At 53.7% G+C, this 16,501-nt stretch carries 16 protein-coding genes and 1 pseudogene; 5 read left to right on the forward strand and 12 right to left on the reverse strand.

Features of this window, described 5'->3' with window-relative positions; translation table 11 throughout:
• Window position 1: 1 nt before the first annotated feature.
• Window positions 2–1,972, reverse strand: a complete 1,971-nt coding sequence (locus AC27IT_RS08930; RefSeq protein WP_005835023.1) for a cbb3-type cytochrome c oxidase subunit I — start codon at window positions 1,970–1,972, stop codon at window positions 2–4.
• Between the two features lie 23 nt (window positions 1,973–1,995).
• Window positions 1,996–2,979: a cytochrome aa3 quinol oxidase subunit II gene (qoxA, locus tag AC27IT_RS08935; protein WP_025848019.1), complete on the reverse strand. Its 984-nt coding sequence runs from the start codon at window positions 2,977–2,979 to the stop codon at window positions 1,996–1,998.
• 528 nt (window positions 2,980–3,507) lie between these two features.
• On the opposite strand from qoxA, the gene AC27IT_RS08940 reads away from it, so the two are divergent.
• Window positions 3,508–4,059 carry a hypothetical protein gene (locus AC27IT_RS08940; RefSeq protein WP_155808656.1) on the forward strand — a complete coding sequence of 184 codons (552 nt, stop codon included), beginning with the start codon at window positions 3,508–3,510 and terminating at the stop codon, window positions 4,057–4,059.
• 39 nt (window positions 4,060–4,098) lie between these two features.
• On the opposite strand, the gene AC27IT_RS08945 is transcribed toward AC27IT_RS08940, so the two are convergent.
• The 7 genes and pseudogenes from AC27IT_RS08945 to AC27IT_RS08975 all read right to left on the reverse strand — a co-directional run bounded on the left by AC27IT_RS08945 (window position 4,099) and on the right by AC27IT_RS08975 (window position 8,861).
• On the reverse strand, window positions 4,099–5,187 hold the full coding sequence (locus AC27IT_RS08945; protein ID WP_340672954.1) for an AbrB family transcriptional regulator: 1,089 nt from the start codon (window positions 5,185–5,187) through the stop codon (window positions 4,099–4,101).
• 208 nt (window positions 5,188–5,395) lie between these two features.
• A complete protein-coding gene (locus AC27IT_RS08950; RefSeq protein ID WP_005835031.1) occupies window positions 5,396–6,268 on the reverse strand; it encodes a LysR family transcriptional regulator in 873 nt (290 codons plus the stop codon).
• 2 nt (window positions 6,269–6,270) lie between these two features.
• On the reverse strand, window positions 6,271–6,972 hold the full coding sequence (locus AC27IT_RS08955) for a TerC family protein (protein ID WP_005835033.1): 702 nt from the start codon (window positions 6,970–6,972) through the stop codon (window positions 6,271–6,273).
• 193 nt (window positions 6,973–7,165) lie between these two features.
• Complete coding sequence (locus AC27IT_RS08960) at window positions 7,166–7,492, reverse strand: hypothetical protein (RefSeq protein WP_003842489.1); 327 nt, start codon at window positions 7,490–7,492, stop codon at window positions 7,166–7,168.
• Window positions 7,493–7,880: 388 nt separating this feature from the next.
• Entirely contained in the window at window positions 7,881–8,105 is a 225-nt protein-coding gene (locus AC27IT_RS08965) for a hypothetical protein (protein ID WP_327944933.1), read from the reverse strand.
• A pseudogene (locus tag AC27IT_RS08970) lies at window positions 8,098–8,573 on the reverse strand (PucR family transcriptional regulator ligand-binding domain-containing protein); the annotation flags it as partial. The gene AC27IT_RS08965 and the pseudogene AC27IT_RS08970, both read right to left, overlap by 8 nt.
• A gap of 51 nt (window positions 8,574–8,624) precedes the next feature.
• Window positions 8,625–8,861: a hypothetical protein gene (locus tag AC27IT_RS08975; protein ID WP_005835037.1), complete on the reverse strand. Its 237-nt coding sequence runs from the start codon at window positions 8,859–8,861 to the stop codon at window positions 8,625–8,627.
• A 184-nt stretch (window positions 8,862–9,045) separates the two neighbouring features.
• On the opposite strand from AC27IT_RS08975, the gene AC27IT_RS08980 reads away from it, so the two are divergent.
• Window positions 9,046–9,315 carry a hypothetical protein gene (locus tag AC27IT_RS08980; protein WP_487091744.1) on the forward strand — a complete coding sequence of 90 codons (270 nt, stop codon included), beginning with the start codon at window positions 9,046–9,048 and terminating at the stop codon, window positions 9,313–9,315.
• Here the strand turns inward: AC27IT_RS08980 and AC27IT_RS08985 are convergent.
• From AC27IT_RS08985 to AC27IT_RS08995, 3 genes are all read right to left on the reverse strand, one after another.
• Window positions 9,281–10,216, reverse strand: coding sequence for a 3-hydroxyacyl-CoA dehydrogenase family protein (locus tag AC27IT_RS08985; RefSeq protein ID WP_025848005.1), 936 nt, complete (start codon window positions 10,214–10,216; stop codon window positions 9,281–9,283). The two genes, AC27IT_RS08980 and AC27IT_RS08985, sit on opposite strands and share 35 nt — an antisense overlap.
• Before the next feature lie 139 nt (window positions 10,217–10,355).
• Window positions 10,356–11,777: a SpoVR family protein gene (locus AC27IT_RS08990; RefSeq protein ID WP_283858794.1), complete on the reverse strand. Its 1,422-nt coding sequence runs from the start codon at window positions 11,775–11,777 to the stop codon at window positions 10,356–10,358.
• Window positions 11,778–11,938: 161 nt separating this feature from the next.
• Complete coding sequence (locus tag AC27IT_RS08995) at window positions 11,939–12,121, reverse strand: hypothetical protein (protein WP_005835043.1); 183 nt, start codon at window positions 12,119–12,121, stop codon at window positions 11,939–11,941.
• A gap of 200 nt (window positions 12,122–12,321) precedes the next feature.
• Here AC27IT_RS08995 and AC27IT_RS09000 point away from each other — a divergent pair, with 200 nt between their 5' ends.
• The 3 genes from AC27IT_RS09000 to helD all read left to right on the forward strand — a co-directional run bounded on the left by AC27IT_RS09000 (window position 12,322) and on the right by helD (window position 16,494).
• Window positions 12,322–12,696: a DUF423 domain-containing protein gene (locus AC27IT_RS09000; RefSeq protein WP_005835046.1), complete on the forward strand. Its 375-nt coding sequence runs from the start codon at window positions 12,322–12,324 to the stop codon at window positions 12,694–12,696.
• 178 nt (window positions 12,697–12,874) lie between these two features.
• Window positions 12,875–13,492 (forward strand): DUF6143 family protein, encoded by a 618-nt coding sequence (locus AC27IT_RS09005; protein WP_487091745.1) that lies wholly within the window; start codon window positions 12,875–12,877, stop codon window positions 13,490–13,492.
• Between the two features lie 635 nt (window positions 13,493–14,127).
• On the forward strand, window positions 14,128–16,494 hold the full coding sequence (gene helD / locus AC27IT_RS09010; protein ID WP_487091746.1) for an RNA polymerase recycling motor HelD: 2,367 nt from the start codon (window positions 14,128–14,130) through the stop codon (window positions 16,492–16,494).
• The last annotated feature ends 7 nt before the right edge of the window (window positions 16,495–16,501 follow it).

Raw genomic sequence — 16,501 nt, forward strand, 5'->3', positions numbered from 1 at the left:
ATTACAACACCCTCCCCAGTGAAGCCTCCGTGCGACGCACTTCATCCACCGGTACGTAATAATCCGTATCATATTGGAAGGAGCGTACCCACATGCACACGGCAACTCCGATGAATCCAACTACGGCCATCCATACCCATCCAAAGGTGAATCCAAATCCGATCAAGAACCAGAAGGTCGACATGATAATCGGAATACCAGAGTTCTTCGGCATATGAATCGGTTCCAAATGCGCCGGCTCTTGTTTATACGTGCCATTTGCTTTTGCTTGTTTTGTTGCCCACCAGTCATCCGCTTCTTTCACATGCGGAACGACAGCGAAGTTGTAGAACGGCGCTGGAGATGGAATCGACCACTCCAGGGTACGTGCATCCCATGGGTCCCCTGTCGTATCCCGTTCTCCGTGCTTGATGCTGTAAGCGATTTGCCATACTTGGAAAATGAAGCCGATCCCCATCATGAACGCACCGACAGTCGATACGAGGTTGAGGTCTTCCCAACCGCGATCCCAACCGTATGTGTAGTAACGGCGAGTCATACCCATAAAGCCAAGCGCGTATTGCGGCATGAAGCAAATATAGAAACCGATGTTCCAGAACCAGAAGCCCCAACGTCCCAGCTTCTCATCCAGCTTGAAGCCGAACAGTTTTGGCCACCAGTAGTAAATACCTGCCAGGTAACCGAACACAACCCCACCGATCAACACTTGGTGGAAGTGGGCGATCAGGAAGTAGCTGTTGTGGTACTGGTAGTCTGCCGGAGCTACCGCCAGCATGACACCTGTCGCTCCCCCTACGAGGAAGCAAGGAATGAACGCAATGGTCCACAGCATCGGTTGTTTAAAGGATATCCGACCACGGAACATCGTAAACAGCCAGTTAAACACCTTCACACCGGTCGGAATCGCAATGACCATCGTCGAGATCGCAAAGAAGGCGATAACGCTGGCGCTTGTACCCATTGTGAAGAAGTGGTGAGCCCATGTGAAGAAGGACGCGATCGCAATTGCCATCAAAGCCCACACCATGGATTTGTAACCGAAAATGCGTTTGCGCGAGAATGTCGCCACAACTTCAGAGAAAATACCGAACGCTGGTACAACTACGATGTACACCTCAGGGTGACCCCACATCCAGATGAGGTTCAGGTACATCATCGGGTTACCGCCGCCATCCATCGTGAAGAAGTGCGCACCTGCAAAGCGGTCAAGGAACAAAAGTGCGATGGTGACAGTCAAGATCGGGAAAGCAAAAATAATCATGATGCTGGACGACAGAACAGACCAGCTAAACAGCGGCATTTTGGTAAGCGTCATACCTGGTGCACGCATTTTGAGAATCGTTACGATAAAGTTGATACCTGTTGCCAAACTACCGATACCGGAGATTTGAATTCCCCAGATCCAGAAGTTTTGCCCTGGTCCTGGACTGAAATCATTTTGCGACAATGGCGGATAAGACAGCCAACCTGCGTCCGGGGAACCCCCGATAACGAAAGACAGGTTGAACAGCATCGCCCCAAGGAAAAACAGCCAGAAGCTGAGTGCGTTCAAAAACGGATACGCAACGTCGCGCGCCCCGATTTGCAGCGGAACGACCATGTTGAACAAACCGAACATCATCGGCATCGCCATGAACAAAATCATGATCGTACCGTGAGTGGTAAAGATCGCGTTATAGTGATCGGCATGCAAAAATTCCAGATTCGGGAATGCCAACTGCAGACGCATCAGCAGGGCGTCAACCCCACCGCGGAACAGCATGAGAAGCGATGAAATCAGGTACATGATCCCGATACGTTTATGGTCAACGGTAGTCAGCCATTCACGCCAGAGCCAACCCCATTTTTTATATTTGGTCAGGACAAACACGATCGCGAGCATTGTCAGCACAATCGATACGTCCGCACCGTAAATCAGTGGGTCACCAGTTACGAAGAACGTGGATGCAAATTCTTTAATGTCCTCCCACACGTGGTATTCCTCCTCCCTTTCGCCTAATGTTTCATACTGGAATGATCCATTCCATGCATGTTGCTCATATCAGTCGACTGTTGCGTCTCTTGCGAAGTTTCTTTTGACTTGTCACCTGTCGGAGCAGGCTGTTTTTTCATCACATGGTCCATATCGTGACCATGGCTGTATCGTTGCACAATCTCTTCAAACAAGCCTTCCGGGAATGCAGAGTACAGCTTTTTCTCGGACAATCCTTGTTTTTTCAGCTCGTTGTAATCTTCTTTCGTCATTGCTGGGCTCGTGCCTTTTACTTCTTTGACCCACTGGTCGAACTCTTCTTTCGGCTTCGCTACAACTTTGAACTGCATGTGAGCGAATTTTTCACCGGAGAAGTTGGAGCTGAATCCGGCGTATTCGCCCGGCTCGTCAGCTTGCAAGTACAGCTCGGTCGCCATCCCTGCCATCGCGTAAACCTGGCCGCCAAGCGATGGTACCCAGAAAGAGTTCATTGGCGCTTCCGCAGAAATCTGGAAGTGAACCGGTACGCCAACCGGAATCTCCAGGTGGTTGACCGTCGCAATGTTTTGCTCAGGGTAAGTAAACATCCATTTCCAATCCAACGCGGTCACTTGTACCGTCATTGGAGCTACTTCTTTATTCGGAGACTCTTTCAACACATACGTATCGCGAACGGTAAAGTATCCCAGGATCGCAATGATGACCACCGGAATCCCCCACCAGATTGCTTCGAGGGCCGTGTTGTGTGCCCACTCTGGCTTGTAAGGTGCCTTGTTGTCCGGTTTGTCCCGATATCGATAGACGATAAAAGCGGTAAGCGCAAGAACCGGAACGATGATGACAGCGCACAATATAGTGGAAATAATAATGAGATTGTACTGCGTCTCTGCTACAGGCCCCTTAGGATTCAAGACAAGATACTCACTACCACAGCCTGAAAGCAGGACGGTGGTCAACGCTGCCAAGATCCAAAAGTGGATTTGCCTCAGCATTTTTCCTCCACTCATTCTCCTAATCCCTCCTCTTTCACAAAACAACAAGCATCTAAACTGATGGTGCATCCGCTATTCGCGTTCGCCTCCCCTCTGAGTCTTTCACGCAGAGGATGGAATCCATCTTCGAACAGGACTCAGCAGAGATTTTTTTAACGAAAGTGAACATACCAGATAACCGCATATACATACTAGCAGAGACGAACAACTTTTGTACTTGTTTTTTCGGACGTTCAATAATTCGTAGCTTTTCTGTGACAAAGTGTTCACGAAGCAGTCACGAGTTGCTCAAATTCTTGTTAGGAATCCCCTTGGATGCACAACCACACCCAAACATGGATATAATATCCAGTTTGATCGCCTCCGTTTTGTGCTTTCAATTTAAATAAAAAAAGCCTTCCTCTTGGACAGCTCCAAAAAGAAGGCTACGCCGCGCATTTGCGTAAGCGGTGTTCGGTTTTTCCGCTATTGTTTCCGTTATTTTTCAGCTACAGGCAACAAAAAACCTCTCATTATATAAGGAAGAAATGAGAGGTTTCCTTTATGGATTTGGCATCGTTTTGTTACACTTCTTGTTTGCGCAGATTCATCAAGCGGAAAACCGTGCTCATGATGAAAATGTTCATGCCTGCGATCAAAAATCCGATGGATACCATCAACGGGAAGTTCTCCGCTCTGAAATCGCTTGCAGTAAACGCCATCAACAATCCGCCGATTGCAATTGCTGTCCAAGCGATCCATCTCAGCAAGTCAGCAGCTTTTTTATCTGTATTCATGGTTCAAAACCCCTGTCGTTTTGGAATTTTACCTTGCGTCGTTTTCTTTGTTGAACTTATTGTAACACAAAATTCACTTTTTGTTCATGTTTTGTTCAAATTTTTATTGAAAATTTGTCAAAACTTTTTCCACAAACCTATTGAACTAGCGATTGTTACATTTTTCCTTTGTGTCTTAATTGTGAAGCGGCGCTTTTTGTTGATCGGTAGAAGATTTTTGCTTGTCCCGATAAAAAAAGCCTGCAGCTTCGCTGTTCGCAAACAGGCTGCAGGCTTTCGTATTCGCTTGGTGCTACCGGATTCTGTTATTGCTCATTGATGCTGCCGGATTTTGTTGCCGCCCTCCGTTTTGCCAACGTCAGGCCGTTCTGTCCAAAGTCGCTGCCGCCTCGGCCCGATGCCGTTTTCCCCAGCTACGCCCGCCGAAGGAAAACAGCGTGAGCACAAACAGGACGCGAAACAACTGGAAGGCCGTCACGAGCAGCGGATCTGCCCCGATCGACATGGCGGTCAAGCTCATTTCGGCAATTCCGCCAGGCGCCGTCGCCAAAATGCTCGTCGCCACTTCTATGTTGGCGAAATAGGCCAGGCCCACAGCCATCGCCGTCACCATGCCGAACAGCAGCAGCGAATGTATGGCGCCGAGCAGGAAAAAACGCTTTTGTTTTCGGATGTTTTCTTTGCGAAAACCAAGCCCGATGCTTACTCCGATCCACACTTGCGCGGCTTTGACCAGCCCTCCTGCCAGCGCCGGATTCTCGCCCGTCCACGGTGTATTCAGGGAGACGAGTGCGGCAATCAGCAACGGGCCAAGCAAATACGGCGCAGGAATGGAGCAGCGGGTAGCCACCAGCGCACCGATCAGACTGGCTGTGACAAGCAAAATGGTCGGGAGCCACTCCAGCACGTGACCGCCTGTCGACAGCACCACAGACGAGGCGTGCCCGTCAAACAGCCAGGAGATTAAAAATGGCGTGCACAAAACGATCGTCACCGCACGAATCGAGTGAAAAATCGAGATCACCTGTTGATTGCCGCCGACAGACTGGCCGATCGTCACCATTTCCGACAGACCGCCGGGAATATTGCTGAAGATCGCCGTAACCCGATCGACCTTGCCCATTTTGTAAAAAATCCACGCGTTGAGCAGGCTGATTAGCACTGTGAGCAGCGTGGCGATCAGCATCAAACCGATATGATCTGTCATGGTCTGCCAAATATCCGGCGTCATGCGCAGGCCAAGCGATATGCCGATCACAATCAGTCCCGCCTGACGGAACCAGCCCGGAATCCACAGCTTTTGCACCCCGAGCATGGTCGCCGCGACAGTCGCCAGCAAGGAACCGATCAACCACGGCAGCGGGCTGTGAAGCACCTCGGCAAACAGCCAGCCTCCCGCTGAACCGAGCAGCAGCGTGAGCAATATGCGAAGCAAAAGCAAAAGCATGCTGATCCCTCTTTTCTTGTCTGACGTTGCTTTTGTTGCTCTCTTGCTGTACCTCCAGTGTACGCCAGAAAAAGCCATCTGAAAAATAGCCATTCGTTATCGCGGACGATTCCTTGCGCGAATGGCAGAAAAAGAAAAACGCTGCCTTCGAGAAGTCATCCTGTTCTCGAAGCAGCGGTCCGCGGCTGGTCGCCCGCTCTGTTGGCGTTTAATACGAATGCGGAAAATCCATGCGCTGCATGAAGTTCACGAAGGCTCTCACATTTTGCAGCTCCAGGGAAGCCTTGTGGTAAAACATCCAGGTGCTGCGCTTGACGGGCTTGTTCGCGGCGTCCTTAATTTCGATCAGGTACAAGTTTTGTTTGCCGTTTGCGACCAGGCGGGGGAGAATGGCGTAGCCGAGTCCGTTTGCGACCATTTCGCCGCACGTATCCGCCTTGTCCACTTCCATTCCAATCCGGGGCGGCGAAGAGTAGTTTTCGGCCCACCAACTGTCCACCAGCGCCTGCAATAGCGGGTCTGTCTTGTAGTCAATGCGCGGCAGGCTCGGCAGGTCGGCTACATCGACGGGGTCTTTGGAGACGATGCACACGCTCTCCTCAAACAACAGCAGCTTGCCATCCGGCCAATTGTAATTGCCGCGAACAAAACCGACGTGCACATCCTGGTTGTACACAGACTGGTACACGTCTTTGCTCCAGCCCGTCACGACCTTGAACTCTACCAGCGGATACTCCTGCTTGAACAGCTTCAACAGACCTGGCAGCTTGTAGTGGGCAAAATAGTTGGAGACGCCCAGCCGCAGCGTGCCGCTCACCTGCTCGCCCATATTGGCGACGTGCTCCTTGATTTTGCGCAGACGCAAAAGCATTTCATCCGCGCAACTCGCCAAATACTCCCCTTCTGGCGTAAAGTGGACGCCTCGCCTGCCGCGCTGGACAATTTGCACGCCAAACTCTTTTTCGATCTGCCGCAGCCGTTTGGTCAGGGCAGGCTGGGACAAGTACAGACTTTTTGCCGTCCGGGTGATGTTTTGTTCCCGATAAAGCGTCTGGAGAATCGACCAGTCCCGATATTCCATGGCTACAGTGTCTCCGCGTGGTCTTGTGCGACGCGGTCCTCCCCTGATTTTTCACGCTTGCGCTTCAGGTACGTGCCAACAGCAATGACCACCAGTGCCAAAGCGACCGGCAAAATGATGTGCAGCGCTGGCAACACCCCTTCCAGAAACGCTCCGACTACTTTGTCGCCGACGATCATCTCGCCTGCGGTGTAACCGAGCAAAGCCGCCCCCAACAGCACGATGACCGGAAAACGGTTCATCAAAAGCATCAGCAACTGGCTGCCCCAAATAATCAGCGGGATGCTGACGGCAAGTCCGATGACGACGAGCAGCATGTTTCCGTTCGCAGCCCCCGCCACAGCAATGACGTTGTCCAGACTCATGATGAGGTCGGCAAAAATAATCGTTTTCAGCGCCTCCAACATGTTCGAGCCGCCGCCAATATGGGTCTCCTCTTCCTCGCCCTTCAGCAGCTTGACGGCAATCCAGATGAGCAAAAGTCCCCCGACCACCTGAACAAACGGGATCTGGAGCAGCCAAATAGCAATAAAGGTCAGGATGACCCGCAGTCCGATCGCTCCGAAGCCGCCCCAGAAGACTGCTTTCTTTTGCAACTCTGGACGCAAGTTGCGACAAGCCAGCGCGATCACGACGGCGTTGTCCCCACTCAAGACCAGATTGACGATGATGATCTGTAGTAAGCTAAGTAAGAATTCTGTCATGATGGCCCCCTCCAAAGATGATGATAGTGACAATAATAGACCTTTTCATTTTCGCGTGCAGTATTTTTTTCGGATTTGCCTGCACTTTTTTGCCGTAAGCGTTATCAAAAATAGAAAAGGTCTGTCACTCTGACAGACTTTTCTTCTCTTTGCATTTTGGACGTGCCGGGCGAGGCTGGTGCGAGCAGCCCGCTCAGCTTTGCCCCTTGTATCCGTACACGGAGTAATCCGCCTTCACTTTGCGAATCGCGTGCCAGACGGGCAGCCCTCGCGCAACCCAGCGCAGCGCGGACATGATGTTTTGCTCGTTTTCAAACTGCTCGACGATGACTACCGTCTTTTCATTTATATACGATTGCAGTTCCTCCCAGCCCATGGACGAATAACGATCATTGCCGTACGTGCGAAGCGCCAAAAAGTCTTCGCGCTTCGGCTCCTGCAACTGCAAAAGCTGCCGGATCGCCCTCGCGCACTCGGGATGGACGGCTGGGCTGGACGCGCCAGTAACACGCTCATTCATTCGCGCATGCCTCATTTCTGCTTATAGCTGTCCTCCTAGCATAAGCAATCCCGCCGTTTCCTACAACCCAATCTGCCTGTTCGCAAACGAAAAGCTCCGTGCAGCCTTGGTTCCCCTCCGCCAAAAAGCCAGTCCCCGGCCGGCTTTCTTTTTTCACGCTATACCCATTCCGAAACAAGCTTCGCCATGAGCGCGGCGGACAAGACGACGGGCTCCCCGTTGCTTGCTTACTCTGCCGCTTCCCCGCCCAAAGTCCGGAAAATTTTCATGGAGCCGTAGCGGCGGACGATCTGTGCTTCGTCATCGTTTGCTTCAACGAGATCGTTGTTCCTCCCTGATTGGTACAGCGGGGTTGGCTCGTGATGCGGAATCAAACGTTTTTGAACAATCAGCCAAACAGATACGTCAAAATTTGTTTGCCTACTGCGCCCTCTACCGCCGCGAGCAGCTCTTTGTTGCGCATCGTCGCACCGAGAATCAAGTTTTCCTGCGGCACGTGAATGACTGCGAGTGGCTGGCCTTTTTCGATCTCGGCCGAGACGATTGGCTTCGCTGTCTTCGCATCGAGCGTCATGATGAGGTCCGGGAACGTGCCCAGCCGCGGTATCGACAAACATGGCCAGCCCTGCCCCAATCAGCATCGGCACGATCAGCTCCGGCAAGTTCATCGCAAACGGAATCCCGATCGGAATCAACAATCTGTTCGCTGCGCCAAAGGTCGCGGACGAGATCGAAGTTTCACCAGATTTTGCCGATGCGTCGAGCGGTATTTCGCGAAAATTTCCAGCGGAATGCCGTACAGGTTGCTCTTGTACAGCGCCTCGGGCGGCACTTCCTGGATGACTCTTCTCGTCTTGATGCCGATTGCCGAGCTGCCGATCCGGTGCATCTCATCCAGTAGCCGACAGAGCAGCATCGGCTCGTGGCGAAACGCGTAGCCTGTCGTGATAATCAGCTCGTTCGGGCGGAGAAACCCTGTCAGATCAGGCATTTCGACGGAGCTTATGTAGTAGATTTCTTTGGAAATTCCTTCGTGTCCGGCCATGATTTCCGCTCCGCGAAAAACGGGTAGCTGCAGCAGCCGCTAAACGGTAAAGGGAGTGTTTTCCATGGATTCACCTCATCGCGCTGGCTATTGGCTACATGCTATCACAAAACAGGGGACAGAAAAACGGCAACGAAAAAGGCCGTCATCACTTTGCCAGGATAACGACCTCTTGTGCTTTTGCTGATTCAGTTTTTCCGCTTTGGTCTTCGTCGTCCGCTGCCTCATGTCGGCAAAGGCGAAGATGCTTCTGTTCAGCTCCGGGTTGCGCTTGCCTTCCCGCGCCAGCTTTTCCCGCTGCTTGCGTGCGTTGCTTTTTGCCATGCTCGCTCACTCCTTTTTCCCCGGCACGCCTGCAGGCTATAGCACTGCAGTTGCCGTCCTTGCTGCTATCATAGTACGCTTGCCAGTCCGATGCAACAAAAATAGGGGCTTATCTACGCACACTTGTCCACACCATTGCCATGCTGCTGCATACAGTGAAAGGGACAGGAGGTGTTAATCGCATATGAAAAAAACGGCGACACGCGTGGAAAATCAAGTGTACTCCAGCCGGGTTCTGCGTTCGGAATTCGATCGAAACTGGCGTACTGTCGTATCGAGAAGCGGATACGTCATTTATATCGCAACCGTGAACCGGGCGAAAATCAACGTGCTTTTGGCAGATGGCGCAAGAAAATTGCTCATCTTCGACGCCAAAAAGGCCGGGATCAACCCCGACCTTTTTGTGCCCAGCTTTCGCTCTAGCGACTTTTTTTCAGCTTGGCCAAACGGATGAACTGCTCATCTCTGGCATGCAGCTTTTCTGCGACAGAGGTGCGCTCGTACGCGTAGATGCCCGTTCCGGATTTGGTTCCCAGCTCGCCTTTTTCCACGCGCTCGGCGATGATCGCCGGAGCCGTTGTGGACTGGTCCAGCTCTGGCGCCAAATTGTCCATAACCCGCTTCCACGTATCGAGGCCGCCGAAGTCCGCCGTTTCGATCGGACCGACAAACGCCCAGCGAAACCCGATGCCTTCTTTCATGACCGTGTCGATTTCCTCCGCGTCAGCCACGCCTTCCGCCAGCAAATGAAACGCCTCTCTCATCAGCGCCGCTTGCAGCCTGTTGGCGATAAAGCCTGGCACATCTTTTTTCAGGAGCACAGGCGCCTTGCCAATCCGCTTCATCAGCTCGACTGTCGCTCTGACGACATCCTCCGCCGTCTTTTCGTGGCGGACAATCTCGACCAGCGGCACGAGCTGCGCCGGATTGAAAAAGTGGGTGATGATAAAACGGTGCGGCGACTGTGCTTTTTCAATCAGCCGCGCAATCGAAAACGTCGAGGTGTTGGACGCGATGATCGCCTCCGGCTTCGCGTACTGCTCCAGCGTCGCAAACAACTGCCACTTCAGCTCGATCACTTCCGGCACCGCTTCTGTAATCACATCGGCATCGGCCACCGCCTGCTGCAAATCGGTAGTCAGCGTAATCCGCTCCAGCGCATTGGACTTGTCTTGTCCGGTAATGACTCCCTCTTGTTCCAGCAGCGCCAGACTCTGTTCGATGCTCGCCTTTGCTTTGTGCAGCAATTCTTCCTGCAGGTCATACAGCGAAACAGGGAAGCCTGCCAGCGCATAAAGCTGGGCGATCCCATGCCCCATAACCCCTGATCCGATAACCGCTACGTGCTTTGTCATGTGAAGAACCTCCCGGGAAGTAGGTAAACCGCTCTTTCTTCGAAAAATTTCCACAATCCGCGGCTAAATCCTGCCCGGCGCAGCAGAAAAGCCGTACATCCGGCTATGCCTTCCACCGGACGTACGGCTTTCTTTCGCTTCACAAAAAGCGGCGGTGCACCTTTTTGCCATCGTACGTAAATATCACTTGCCGATCTTCCACTGTCGTCTCCAGGTGGATATTTTTTCCCCACAGCGTGTAAATGTAGGGCAGCGTCTTCTCCACGTACTTCACGTCCAGCTCCAGTCCTTCAAAGTGATGCTTGAGCAGCAGCTCGCCAGTCCGCAAGTAGTCTCCATCGTGCACCAGCACATACGGGAAGCCGCCGTTGACCCGCGTGGCAGCAAGCCCGTCGCGCACCTGCTCCCACTGCTTTTCGGTCACGACCCAGTCGTTGCCCTGCTTGCCGAACATGTACAGGTCCAGATCGCTCACCAGGTCTTTCGTCAGGAAGTTGCGAATGAAGCTGATGTCCGACTCCAGCTCGCGCACTTCAAAAATTTTCGTCCGTCCCTCTCCCGGCTTGCGTCCGAAGCGCTCCTGCTCTTCTTTTGTCGGATTGTCCCAGCGTCGTTCAATGTCTTCGAAAATTTTCAAGCCCAAATGATATGGATTAATGCTCGTCGTCGACGGCTGGATGACCGAGGAATGCAGCTTGGCAAATTCAATCGTCTCCGACTCCGTCAGATCCAGCTCGCGCAAGATGCGCATATGCCAGTAGGTCGCCCAGCCTTCGTTCATGATCTTCGTCTCCAACTGCGGCCAGAAATAGAGCATCTCGTCGCGGATAATCGTCAGCACATCGCGCTGCCAATCGTCCAGCACATCGCTGTACTCCATGATGAACAGCAGCAAATCTTTTTCCGGCTCGGGCGGGAATTTGCGCACTTGCTTGGCCGGATCGGCCTCGACTTTTTCTTTGCGGTCCAGTCGCCACAGGTCGTCGTATGGCGAAGTGCGCTCGACCTTGCCTTTTTTCGTCGGCTCCTCAGACTCCCGCTTCCATCTGAGCTTGGGACGAAGCAGGCTCGGATCAATGTGCTCCTGAATCGCCAGGCTCGCATCCAGAAGGTTTTCCACCGCTTCCTTGCCGTACTCGATCTCGTACTGGCGAATCCGCTCGCTGCTGGCGGCCATGCTCTCGACCATGTCGCGATTCGTGTTGGAGAAGCGCATGTTGTTTTTGAAAAAGTCGCAGTGGGCCAGCACGTGGGCTACGATCAGCTTGTTTTGGATCAGCGAGTTGCCGTCGAGCAAAAACGCGTAGCACGGGTTGGAATTGATGACCAGCTCGTAAATTTTGCTCAGGTTCAGGTCGTATTGGAGTTTCATGCGGTAGAAGCTCTTCCCGAAGCTCCAGTGCGAAAACCTGGTCGGCATTCCGTACGCGCCAAACGTATAAATGATATCCGCCGGGCAAATTTCGTATCGCATCGGATAAAAATCAAGGTTGAACCCCTTGGCTATCTCCGTGATCTCATCAATGGATCGCTCCAGTTCTTTGCGCTCGTCGCCTGTCATTGCATTTCCCCCTCCATTCGCCAAAGCCTACTTTATGTATATGGGGCTGATGGGGAAAAGACGCCAGCGTTCTTGTGAAAAAACGGTCTTTGTCTGTTTTTGGGAGCAAGAAAAAGCGCCCCCACATCAGGAAGCGCCTTTGTTATCGTTTTGTGTTGTCCTTATTTCTGGAACCAGTCGCGCACGCCAGTATAAATAAGTGCGCCCGAGAAGACCAGCATGGTGATGAGGCCAATTCCATCCACAACCGGATTCAGCCCATTCAAGAACGTGCCATCCAACGGAGTTTCCAGCAAAGCGTAGCCACCGAGAAGACCACCAGCCAAGGAAAGCCATTTGCTCATGTCCACGTCACCTCCCTAGACAACAGCCTGAAAATGAAGCCGCTGCACTACTTCACTCTATGTCGGAAGCTGACAAGCGGTCTGTACGATTGTCCGGCGTGCTGTTCATCAAATTGCAATTGGGCATGGGCCATCGTTGTGCGGTACAATAAAGGTGGACACATGTGCATAATGGAGAACGTAGAAGGAGTGAATCACGCATGAAGCTGTTTTTGCTGCTGGGCAGTATTAGCGGCTTTCTTTCTGTCGCGCTTGGCGCATTTGGCGCTCACGCCCTGAAAGAAAAGCTGGACGAATATTCACTTGGCATTTTCCATACCGGGGTGACCTACCAGACGACTCACGCTCTGGCGCTCGTGCTCGTCGCCTTGCTGCTCAAATGGTACCCGGACTCTTCGGGCCTCGTCTGGGCCGGATGGTGCTTTGCCGCCGGGACGCTGATTTTCTCCGGCAGCCTCTACACGCTGGCGATGACCGGTATCAAGGTGCTTGGCGCGATTACGCCGATTGGCGGCGTGCTGTTCCTCGCGGGCTGGGCGCTGCTCGCCATCCATGCCTGGAAAGTTGTCTCGTAACCCCTGTCTTGCTGCGCACTTACGCCCAATCCTCGACGATTTGGGCGTTTTTCTTTTGTTTCAGGAGAGAATGCTGACCAGCACGCCGCTCTGTCCTCTCAGCCCGGCGGCACCCTCGCTGGACGTATGCCATATGCTGTAGGGCTGGCACTAACTGAATCGCTAAGGAGAGGAAATCATGACAAAGCCCCCCTACGCGCGTCCCTCCTACTATTACGGCCTGCCTGACATGTACATGCAGATGGGATACTTTCCTTTTCCCACGCCGCCTCCCCCGGCCCAACTGAGCAGAAACAGCCCTTACGCCCACCCGCTGGCCGATCCGTGCAAATCGTACATGGGACAAACGGAAAAAATAGAAGCTTCGGACGGCGAGCACGGCTTGGCTTCCCTGGTCAACCCGCTGCGCTCCAGCGTCCTTTTATACGTAAACCAGTGGCTCCTCACCAACTTCTCTCCCGCTCCCCTCGAAACGCACATCTGGTTTGGCAAAGCGAGCAGCATCGGCAAGGCGAAGACGTCCAGCCAGGTGACATCCGGCTACATCCAGCTCGCTGCCTGTCCCGCCGCCCAGGGGCAAATCATGTTCGGCTCAGGCAGCGCTCACGGCGAACGGGATGGCGTATTCGCGTCCACCCGGATCATCCCACCGCTGACAACGACAGGCTCCGAGCCGCACGGTCAGTGGGTGATCGGTCCGGGAATGGCGATGGTCGTCCGTGTGCCGGATGCAGGGGAAAAGTCGTCCTTTTCGTTTTGCGTGAACTGGTGGGAGCAGCCTTTGTATGAGGCATGACAGTAAAAAAGGAAAAAGCCCGATGCTTTTTCCCATTACATACGTTTTGGTGGGTAGAAGCAGATGTGCGGGATATGGAGCAAACGGGCGTGGGGGGCGCAAGTGCGTGGACGGGGCGCAATCCTGCGGGCGCGGTGCAATTGTGCGGGACGGGGCGCATTTGTGCGGACGGGGCGCATTTGTGCGGACGGGGCGCATTTGTGCGGACGGGGCGCATTTGTGCGGACGGGGCGCATTTGTGCGGACGGGGCGCATTTGTGCGGACGGGGCGCAATCCTGCGAACGGCGCATTTGTGCGGGCGCGATGCAATCGTGCGGACGAGGCACAAATATGCGCAGGACGAGACCCAGCCCCACAAGCTACACCCTGCCGAGCAGCGACCAACCGCCCCCTTCCCCCAACCCAAACACAAAAAAACGAAGACGCATGCCTCTCGCACCGTCTTCGCTATCGACTCCGTTATTTTTTCTACACACGCATGTTGAAAATCCAATTCCCGTCTGCTACAATGGAAATTGGTCTTTAGGTTACTTCTCGATATATGTTCACTATAATCCCAATATAATAGTACCACATTGGATTTCATTTGTCAAACCTTCAGATCAAAAATGGGGAATGAAAAAGGAGCGGTACCATGAGCGCTACTGAGCAAGACAGGCAAAACGAGCAACAACGGGTTGAGACAGTCGTCGCAGAAATCAGCAAACGGATTTCCGAGCTCAAGGAGCAGGTAAAAGTCGTGAGTGAAGATATTGTCGGAATCCGCAAGCATTTTTGGGACGATGTGACAGTCAACTTCGAGGATGCCACCGAGGCGATCGAAACTTACGTCAGCATCAAGCAGCAGGCTGAAGTATTGTCCGAGCGGGAGCGCAGCCACCGTCATGCCCTGCATCAGTTGCGTACCATGCAGCGGTTGTTGCACTCTCCCTATTTTGGCCGAATTGATTTTCGCGAAGAAACGGAGCCTCGCTCCGAACGCATTTATTTAGGCATCGCGTCGCTATTGGACAAAAACGACGAGCATTTTCTCGTCTACGACTGGCGCGCGCCGATTTCCAGCCTGTACTACGACTATTCGCCGGGCCCTGCCCAGTACGATACGCCAAGCGGAGTCGTTTCCGGCGAGATTACGTGTAAACGGCAATACATCATCCGCGACGGGAAGCTGCTCCACATGTTCGATACAGGCGTGACGATTGGCGACGAGCTGCTGCAGGAAGTGTTGGGTAAACAAGCCGACTCGCAAATGCGCAGCATCGTCGCCACGATCCAGCGCGATCAGAACCGGATCATCCGCAACGAAAAAAGCCGGCTGCTGATCGTCTCCGGGGCGGCTGGCAGCGGCAAAACGTCTGCGGCGCTGCAGCGCGTCGCCTATTTGCTCTACCGCTACCGCAAGACGTTGACTGCGGAGCAGATCGTCCTGTTCTCCCCCAACTCGCTGTTCAACAGCTACATCTCGACGGTTTTGCCGGAGCTGGGCGAGGAAAACATGCAGCAGACGACCTTCCAGGAATATGCGGAGCATCGGCTTGGCGACGACTTTCGCCTGGAAGACCCGCTGGAACAGATGGAGTACGTGCTTACGGCAAAAGACCAGCCGGATTACGCGGCGCGGCTGGCCGCCATCCGCTTCAAATCGTCCACGCTGTTTTTGCGGGTCATGGATCAGTACGCCAAGCGGCTGATGCAGGCCGGCATTGTGTTTCGCCCGATTGTATTCCGCAACCGGACGCTTATATCCGCCGCGCACATCCACGAGCTGTTTTATGCGATGGACACCTCCCTGCCGATTCCAAACCGGATGAGCCTGGTAGCCCGAGCATTGCTGGCAGAAGTCAAGCAACTGGAGCGGCGTGAACGGACGCAGCCGTGGGTCGAGGACGAAATGGAAATGCTCGACAAAGACGCATTTGCCGCCGCCTACCAGCAATTGCGCCGCAAAAAGCAGTTTCGCGAGGACTCGTTCGACGACTTTGACCGCGAACAGGAGCTGTTGGCAAAGCGGATCGTCAAACAGCATTTCCAGCCGATTCGCGACTTTGTTGCCGCGCTGCAATTTATTGATACGAAGGCCACTTACGAGCAGTTTTATGCCAATCCTCAACTGCTCGGTCAACTGCTGCCGGACGAACAAAGTCAAATTCCGGAGGCGTGGCCCGCAATCTGCTCCATGACGCTTGCGCAAACCAAACAGGCACAGCTTGCCCAGGAAGACATTCCGCCCTACCTGTACTTGCAGGAGCGGCTGGAAGGCCAGCAGACGAACAATCTCGTCCGCCACGTTTTCCTCGATGAAGCCCAGGACTACTCTGCCTTCCAGTTTGCGCTCATCAAGAGCCTGTTTCCGCGCGCCAAAATGACGGTGCTCGGCGACTGGAACCAGGCGATTTACGCGCACGCGTTCCACAACGAGAGCTTCGGCACTGTCGCGTCGCTGTTTGAACCGCAGGAGACGGAGACGTTCGTCCTGACGAAAAGCTACCGCTCGACCTTGCCCATCGTCCAGTTCACGCGGCAGTTGGTGGAAGGCGGCGAGCGGATTGAGCCGTTCAACCGCGCGGGGCTGGTGCCCACTGTGACGAAGGTGCACAACCGCGACGCTCTCGCGAAGCAGATTGAAGAGCGCATCCAAAAGCTGCTGGCAAACGGGCACAAGACGATTGCCGTCATTACGAAAACGGCAGCAGAAGCCGAGCAAGCCCATGAACGGCTGGCCAGCCGCATGCCGATCCGGTTGATTACGACCTCGACCTTGTCCTACGATACCGGCTGTCTCGTCATCCCGGCGTACTTGGCAAAAGGAGTCGAGTTCGACGCCGTCATCATTTACGACGCGTCCTCGGCAAGCTACAGCGAGGAAAGCGAGCGCAAGCTGTTTTACACCGCCTGCACGCGGGCCATGCACGAGTTGCACCTGTACTACTGCCAGGAAAAAACGCCTTTGCTTGCCGCTGTATCTGCCGACAGCTACGAGCATCTGGAGACGGACCAATAAATGCAAA

The organism is Brevibacillus sp. YAE8 (assembly GCF_057543335.1).

What these genes read in the sequence shown, in the direction of transcription:
- qoxA (WP_025848019.1), bottom strand. Translation starts at nt 2,979, where the DNA reads ATGAGTGGAGGAAAAATGCTGAGGCAAATCCACTTTTGGATCTTGGCA.
- AC27IT_RS08940 (WP_155808656.1), top strand. Translation starts at nt 3,508, where the DNA reads ATGGATTTGGCATCGTTTTGTTACACTTCTTGTTTGCGCAGATTCATC.
- AC27IT_RS08945 (WP_340672954.1), bottom strand. Translation starts at nt 5,187, where the DNA reads ATGCTTTTGCTTTTGCTTCGCATATTGCTCACGCTGCTGCTCGGTTCA.
- AC27IT_RS08950 (WP_005835031.1), bottom strand. Translation starts at nt 6,268, where the DNA reads ATGGAATATCGGGACTGGTCGATTCTCCAGACGCTTTATCGGGAACAA.
- AC27IT_RS08955 (WP_005835033.1), bottom strand. Translation starts at nt 6,972, where the DNA reads ATGACAGAATTCTTACTTAGCTTACTACAGATCATCATCGTCAATCTG.
- AC27IT_RS08960 (WP_003842489.1), bottom strand. Translation starts at nt 7,492, where the DNA reads ATGAATGAGCGTGTTACTGGCGCGTCCAGCCCAGCCGTCCATCCCGAG.
- AC27IT_RS08975 (WP_005835037.1), bottom strand. Translation starts at nt 8,861, where the DNA reads ATGGCAAAAAGCAACGCACGCAAGCAGCGGGAAAAGCTGGCGCGGGAA.
- AC27IT_RS08980 (WP_487091744.1), top strand. Translation starts at nt 9,046, where the DNA reads ATGAAAAAAACGGCGACACGCGTGGAAAATCAAGTGTACTCCAGCCGG.
- AC27IT_RS08985 (WP_025848005.1), bottom strand. Translation starts at nt 10,216, where the DNA reads ATGACAAAGCACGTAGCGGTTATCGGATCAGGGGTTATGGGGCATGGG.
- AC27IT_RS08990 (WP_283858794.1), bottom strand. Translation starts at nt 11,777, where the DNA reads ATGACAGGCGACGAGCGCAAAGAACTGGAGCGATCCATTGATGAGATC.
- AC27IT_RS08995 (WP_005835043.1), bottom strand. Translation starts at nt 12,121, where the DNA reads ATGAGCAAATGGCTTTCCTTGGCTGGTGGTCTTCTCGGTGGCTACGCT.
- AC27IT_RS09000 (WP_005835046.1), top strand. Translation starts at nt 12,322, where the DNA reads ATGAAGCTGTTTTTGCTGCTGGGCAGTATTAGCGGCTTTCTTTCTGTC.
- AC27IT_RS09005 (WP_487091745.1), top strand. Translation starts at nt 12,875, where the DNA reads ATGACAAAGCCCCCCTACGCGCGTCCCTCCTACTATTACGGCCTGCCT.
- helD (WP_487091746.1), top strand. Translation starts at nt 14,128, where the DNA reads ATGAGCGCTACTGAGCAAGACAGGCAAAACGAGCAACAACGGGTTGAG.